7 protein-coding genes and 1 pseudogene are annotated in these 6,126 nt (G+C 71.7%); 2 read left to right on the forward strand and 6 right to left on the reverse strand.

Annotation, left to right across the window (positions count from 1 at the left end; genetic code table 11):
- Positions 1 to 48: 48 nt before the first annotated feature.
- The 3 genes from AB0L25_RS40815 to AB0L25_RS40825 all read right to left on the reverse strand — a co-directional run bounded on the left by AB0L25_RS40815 (position 49) and on the right by AB0L25_RS40825 (position 2,818).
- Positions 49 to 1,119 carry a hypothetical protein gene (locus AB0L25_RS40815; RefSeq protein ID WP_500178995.1) on the reverse strand — a complete coding sequence of 357 codons (1,071 nt, stop codon included), beginning with the start codon at positions 1,117 to 1,119 and terminating at the stop codon, positions 49 to 51.
- Positions 1,120 to 1,271: 152 nt separating this feature from the next.
- Positions 1,272 to 2,036 (reverse strand): crotonase/enoyl-CoA hydratase family protein, encoded by a 765-nt coding sequence (locus AB0L25_RS40820; protein ID WP_500178996.1) that lies wholly within the window; start codon positions 2,034 to 2,036, stop codon positions 1,272 to 1,274.
- 8 nt (positions 2,037 to 2,044) lie between these two features.
- A complete protein-coding gene (locus tag AB0L25_RS40825; RefSeq protein ID WP_500178998.1) occupies positions 2,045 to 2,818 on the reverse strand; it encodes an SDR family oxidoreductase in 774 nt (257 codons plus the stop codon).
- Positions 2,819 to 3,012: 194 nt separating this feature from the next.
- Between AB0L25_RS40825 and AB0L25_RS40830 the strand changes: the two genes are divergently transcribed.
- Positions 3,013 to 3,861: an SDR family oxidoreductase gene (locus AB0L25_RS40830; protein WP_500179000.1), complete on the forward strand. Its 849-nt coding sequence runs from the start codon at positions 3,013 to 3,015 to the stop codon at positions 3,859 to 3,861.
- Positions 3,862 to 3,866: 5 nt separating this feature from the next.
- A pseudogene (locus AB0L25_RS40835) lies at positions 3,867 to 4,043 on the forward strand (DNA topoisomerase IB-related protein); the annotation flags it as partial.
- A 37-nt stretch (positions 4,044 to 4,080) separates the two neighbouring features.
- Here AB0L25_RS40835 and AB0L25_RS40840 read toward each other — a convergent pair.
- From AB0L25_RS40840 to AB0L25_RS40850, 3 genes are read right to left on the reverse strand one after another with little or no spacing between them, the layout of a single operon-like run.
- Positions 4,081 to 4,842 carry a metallophosphoesterase family protein gene (locus tag AB0L25_RS40840; protein ID WP_500179001.1) on the reverse strand — a complete coding sequence of 254 codons (762 nt, stop codon included), beginning with the start codon at positions 4,840 to 4,842 and terminating at the stop codon, positions 4,081 to 4,083.
- Positions 4,839 to 5,084: a BON domain-containing protein gene (locus AB0L25_RS40845; protein WP_500179002.1), complete on the reverse strand. Its 246-nt coding sequence runs from the start codon at positions 5,082 to 5,084 to the stop codon at positions 4,839 to 4,841. The genes AB0L25_RS40840 and AB0L25_RS40845 overlap by 4 nt, the downstream gene beginning before the upstream one ends.
- Entirely contained in the window at positions 5,081 to 5,617 is a 537-nt protein-coding gene (locus tag AB0L25_RS40850) for a nucleotidyltransferase family protein (protein WP_500179003.1), read from the reverse strand. The genes AB0L25_RS40845 and AB0L25_RS40850 overlap by 4 nt, the downstream gene beginning before the upstream one ends.
- Positions 5,618 to 6,126: the final 509 nt, after the last annotated feature.

Raw genomic sequence — 6,126 nt, forward strand, 5'->3', positions numbered from 1 at the left:
GGTCCGTGGGGACCTGCCCGCCGGGCCGCCGCCGGTCGAGGTTCCGCGTCAGCTGAAGTACTCGATGAAGGGGACCTTCTTGCTCGGGTCGGACGCGGTGCCGGTGCTGACGACGGCGGACGTGCCGGGGCGGGCGTCGATGTCGCTCGCCTGGACCGTCCCGGTGCGCGACGGGCCGTCGTAGGTGGTCCAGCGGGCGCCGTCGTAGTGCATGTACTGGGACTTGCCGCCGGTCGTGATCGGGAGCATGACCACGCCGGAGCCGCCGTCCGACGACAGCCCGATGCCCGCGGCGTTCAGCGGGGTGTTGATCGTCCGCCAGGACGATCCGTTCCAGTGCATGAGCGCGTTGGTGATCTGGGCGTTCTGGCGGACGCGCAGGACGTACACGTTGTTCGGGCCGTGCGCGACGATGCGGTGCATCGTGCCCTGGTAGCCGGGGACGCCCATCGCGCCCGGAACGACCATCGTCGTCCACTTGGCGCCGTTCCAGTGCATGACGAGGCCGTTGACGGAGGTGCCGGTGGACGACACGGTCCCGGCGAGCCACACGTCGTTGGCGGAGTTGACGTCCACGGCGGTGATGGTCGACGAGGGCGGGAGCGGGACCTGCGGGTCGACCCAGGCGCTGCCGGTCCAGCGGAGGATGGCGCAGGGGCCGCCGGCGGCGGCGTCGACCCCGGCGATCGACCACGCGGTGCCGTCGGGGGCGGCGTCGACGGCCGTCGGGAATCCGACGAGCGGGTACGACACCTCGCTCCACTTGGTGCCGTTCCAGTATAGGCCCTTGGTGCCGTTCCAGCTGTAGCCGATGACCCACGCCTTGTTCGCGTTCGCGACGGCGACGTCGGTGGGGGTGAAGCCGATGGGGCTCTGGTCGGCGACCCAGGCCGAACCGTTCCACCGGACGAGCTTGGCCTGCGGGCTGAAGATGTCCCCCGCGGACCCGACGGCCCAGCCCGCGTTCGTCGCGCCGAAGTCGACCTTGTCGAGGCTGCCGTTGTAATTGAGGGCCGCGCTGGGGATGTTCCGCCAGCCGGCGGCGTGTGCGGGCGCCGCCAGGGCGAGCGTCCCGACCCCGCAGGCCACGGCGGTGACCATCGCCGCTTTCCGTCGCATATCCGCTCCCAAGATCCAGTTTTGGCAGGGAACACAGTACGGGACCGCTTACTCGGCGGTAAGGGCTGTTCCGGATCAGGCCACAGAAAAGAAGAAAACGCCCGAAACCGAAGTTCCGGGCGTTCTCTGCGTGACACGCGAGACGCGAAGGGTTACTCGCCCTTCCAGTTCGGCTTGCGCTTCTCGGCGAAGGCGGCCGGGCCTTCCTGGGCGTCCTTGGACGTGAACACCGGCAGCGTGATCTCCTGCTGCTTCTGCCACGTCTCGGCGTCCGACCAGTCGGGCGACTCGACGATGATCTTCTTGGTGGCGGCGAGGGCCAGCGGGGCGTTCTCGCCGACCTTCAGCGCCAGCTCCTTGGCCGCGGCGAGCGCGCCGCCCGGCTCGGTGAGCCGGTTGACGAACCCGAGTTCGGCCATCCGCTCCGCGGCGTACTTGTCGCCGGTCAGCGCCATCTCCATGGCGATGTGGAACGGGATGCGCTGCGGCAGCCGGAGCAGGCCGCCGCCCGCGGCGACGAGGCCGCGCTTCGGCTCGGGCAGCCCGAACTGGGCGTCCCGCGCGGCCACGACCATGTCGCAGGCGAGGGCGACCTCGCAGCCGCCGGCGAGCGCGTAGCCCTCGACGGCCGCGATCAGCGGCTTGGTGGACGGCCGCTCGACGATGCCCGCGAACCCGCGGCCCTCGACGATCGGGTTGTCACCGGTGAGGAACCCCTTGAGGTCCATGCCGGCGCAGAACGTGCCGCCGGCGCCGGTGAGGATGCCGATCGACAGGTCCTTGCGGGTGTCGAGCTCCTCCATCGCGGCCGCGATGCCCTGCGCCACGGCGCTGTTGACCGCGTTCTTGGCCTCGGGGCGGTTGATCGTGATGGTGAGGACGGCCCCGTCCTCTTCGGTCAGAACGGCGTCGGACATTCAGTGCCTCACTTCGGCTGGAAGCGGATACCACCGTCGAAGCGGATGGTCTCGCCGTTCATGTAGTCGTTCTCGATGAGGGACTTCACCAGGTGCGCGAACTCCGCGGCCGTGCCCATCCGCTTCGGGAAGGGGACGGGCGCGGCCAGCTTGGCCTTGAACGCCTCGGCGGCCTCGCCCTCGCCGTAGATCGGGGTGTCGATGATGCCGGGGCAGATGGTGTTGACCCGGACGCCGATCGCGGCGAGGTCGCGGGCGGCGGGCAGCGTCATGCCGACGATGCCGCCCTTGGACGCCGAGTACGCGACCTGGCCCGTCTGGCCCTCGAGGGCGGCGACGGACGCGGTGTTGATGACGACGCCGCGCAGGCCGTCGGCGTCCGCGGGGTCGGTCTTGGAGATGGCGGACGCGCCGATCCGCATCAGGTTGAAGGTGCCGATGAGGTTCACCCGGATGACGGTCTCGAACGCGGAGAGGTCGTGCGGGGTGCCGTCGCGGCCGACGGTCCGCGACGCCCAGCCGATGCCGGCGCTGTTGACGATGACGCGCAGCGGGGCGCCGGTGTCGACGGCGGCCTGCACCGCGGCCTGCACCTGCTCCTCGTTCGACACGTCCGTCTTCACGAAGACGCCGCCGACCTCGTCGGCGAGGGCCTTGCCCTTGTCCTCGTTCAGGTCGGCGACGACCACCTTGGCGCCCGCGGCGGCCAGCGATCGGACGGTGGCCTCGCCGAGGCCGCTCGCGCCACCGGATACGACGGCGGAAACTCCGTTCAGGTCCATAAGCAGCACCTTACGTGAGGGACCGAATGTGGTTCGGGGTGATGTTACCCAGACGTCACCGCGCGCTCTGCTCACACCCCGGCGGATTGCGGAGGCACGGATGTTACTCAGCAGTCACAATAGGGCCCGTGTTTGCCGCCGATCACTCCGGGCACCCGCCCTACCTACCGGATCCACGGGGAGTGCGGACGGACATGAGCGAACGACCGGCGCAGAGCCAGTCCTACCCAGGGCACACGCGGGACATGACGCCCGAACCGAAGGACGAGATGCGCGACTACACCGGCAGCGGGCTGCTGGACGGACGCCGCGCGCTGATCACCGGCGGGGACTCCGGCATCGGCCGGGCCGTCGCCGTCGCGTTCGCCAAGGAGGGCGCGGACGTCGCGATCACCTACCTCAGCGAGGACGACGACGCCCGGCACACGGCGGACCTCGTGACCGCGACCGGCCGCCGCTGCGTCGCGTTCGGCGGCGACCTCGCCGAGGAGCGGCACGCCCGCGAGGTCGTGCGGCACGCCGTCCGCGACCTCGGCGGGCTGGACGTCCTCGTCCTGCATCACGGCACGCAGACCCCGGTCCAGGACGTCCGCGAGATCGACGACGAACAGCTGCGCCGCACGTTCGAGGTGAACGTCTTCGCGGTGTTCTGGACGATCCAGGAGGCGCTCGACCACCTCGGCCCCGGCTCGTCCATCGTCATCACCGGCTCGATCAACGGGCTGCGCGGCAACAAGACGCTGATCGACTACTCGGCGAGCAAGGCGGCGGTGATGGCGCTGACCGCGTCCCTCGCGCAGAACCTCATGGACCGCGAGATCCGCGTCAACTGCGTCGCGCCCGGCCCCGTCTGGACGCCGCTCATCCCCGCGACGTTCGACGCCGAGAAGGTCGAGAGCTTCGGGCAGCAGGCGCCGATGGGGCGCGCGGCCGACCCCGACGAGGTCGCGCCGTCGTACGTCTTCTTCGCCGCGAACCGCACGTCGTCGTACTACTCGGGCCAGACGCTCGTCCCGGCCGGCGGCGAGATCCACCCGGGGTGAGGCCCGTGGGCCTGCGGCGCAGCGACCCCGCCGAGCCCGGCTACGGGCGGCGCAGGAGCGGCAAAGGTTTCACCTACCTCGGCCTGGACGGGCGCACCCTCGCCGACCCGGACGAGCGCGCCCGCATCAGGTCGCTCGTCATCCCGCCGGCCTGGCGCGACGTGTGGATCTGCCCGGACGCCGACGGCCACATCCCTGGAGCTGCTGCGGTCCGCGTGATCACCAGGCGGCCACGCGCTCCTCGACCCGCTCGGCCCCCGCGCTCTCGGGCACTTCCAGGTGGTACAGCGCGTACGCGTGCTGCAGCACCGGCAGCGCCACGTTCCGGACCCGCACGCCGCCCTTCGTGATGCCCTTCTCCGTCCCCTTGTGCGCGTGCCCGTGGACGGCCAGGTCCGCGCCAGCCGCGTCGATCGCCTCGCCCATCAGGTAGCTGCCGAGGAACGGGTAGATCTCCGGCGGCTCGCCCTCCAGCGTGTCGTCGACCGGCGAGTAGTGCGTCAGCGCGACCCGCACGTCCGCGTCGAGCTCCAGCAGCGCCGTCCCGAGCCGGGCCGAGAAGTCCTTCGTGTGCCGGACGAACTCCTTCATCTCCGGCTCGCCGAACTCGCCGGCGCACTTTCCCTCGAAGCCCCCGCCGAAGCCCTTGCCGCCCGCGACGCCGAACCGCACGCCGTCGCAGTCGACGACCGTCCCGTCCCCTTCCAGCACGATGACGCCCGCGTCCCGCAGCAGCGCGGACATCTCGTCCTCGAGGTCGCTGTGGTAGTCGTGGTTGCCGAGCACGGCGATCACCGGGATGCCGAGGTCGCGCAGCTCGCCCGCCGCGACCCGGCCCTCCTCCAGCGTGCCGTGCCGGGTGAGGTCGCCCGCCATCAGGAAGACGTCCGCGTGATCGGCGATCCCGTGCAGGTGCGCCCGGTACTTCCCGGTCGACTCCGGGCCGACGTGCAGGTCCCCCGCCGCCGCGACACGGATCATGAGATCCTCTCCTCCCGGTCCGGCTCCCGGACCTCGAAGACGGACACCTCGTTGCAGATGCGATGGCCCTCCGCCGCGGCCCGCGCGGCCTCCTCGACGTCCAGCCGCTGCTCCTCGCTCGCCACCTGCCCCCGCAGATGGACGACGTCGCCGCGGACGTCCACGCGGATGCCGAGCTCGTGCGCCTCGGTCGCGAGCCGTTCCTGGATGTGGGCGGATATGTACGCGGACGGGTCGGTCACAGGACGCCCCCTTCGATGACGTTCAGCCGGGCCAGCAGGGTCAGGAACGCGTAGGCGTACGGGGACTCGGCGGTCTCGGCGGCGACCCGCGACCAGTCCACCTGCTCCCGCAGCGCCCGGCACACGTGCAGGAACCCGCTGAAATCGCACGCCGTCTCGGTGAACGCCAGCAGCCGCATGATCGCCAGATCGGTCGGGTGCAGCACCGGCATGAACACCGCCCCCACCGGGATCTCCGTCGTCCGGCCCAGCAGTTCCGCGTTCACCGGCCGCCCCGACGGGGTGTGGATGAGGTCGATCACGTGATCGCCGTCGCAGGCCTTCTCGAGCCAGTTCTCGGGGCTCTCCAGATGCGTCATGCCCGCCTCGCCGAGCGCCTCCAGCGCGGCCCCGACGTCCTCCGGCCGCACGACGAAGTCGACGTCGTGCGTCGACACCGCCGCCCCGTGCGCGTACGCCGCGAATCCGCCCGCGAGCGCGTACCGGACGTCCGCGTCGCGCATCGCCGCCGCGGCGCGCTTCAGGCTCGGCATCAACCCCTCCGCGGCCCCGCCCGGCCCCGGCGCCCCGGACCCGCGCCCGGCCGTCCACGACCGGGTCTGCACATCAACCACGCGATCCCCTGACCTCGACGGCGCTCGCGATCGCGGTACCCACTGAAACCCAACCCATTCCCCCGATTTCCCACCACCCCGCCCTCCTGCACGCCCGGCCACACCCCGCCTCGCGCGGCCACCCCGGCCCGCCCCGTGGGCTGCAGCACCAACGCCGTGGCCAGCGCACCGGACGCGCAGGGCGCCGCACCCCACGCGGAAACGCCCCGGCACGCGCGGCCGCACCCAACACGCGGCGCGGCACACCCAACGCACGGAAGGCGGCCACCCCGCGCGCGGGGCGACGCACCCCCGCGCGTGGGCGGCGGTATGGGCAGCGGCGGCCTGGCCGGGCACCGACACCCGGTCGCCGCTCTCCGCCATGTGGACGATCATGATGGCGTCCGCGCGGGCGCCCATCGACGGGATGTCGTCGCGCCGGTCGGAGC

It is taken from the genome of Spirillospora sp. NPDC052242 (assembly GCF_040679555.1).
Lineage (GTDB): Bacteria > Actinomycetota > Actinomycetes > Streptosporangiales > Streptosporangiaceae > Spirillospora.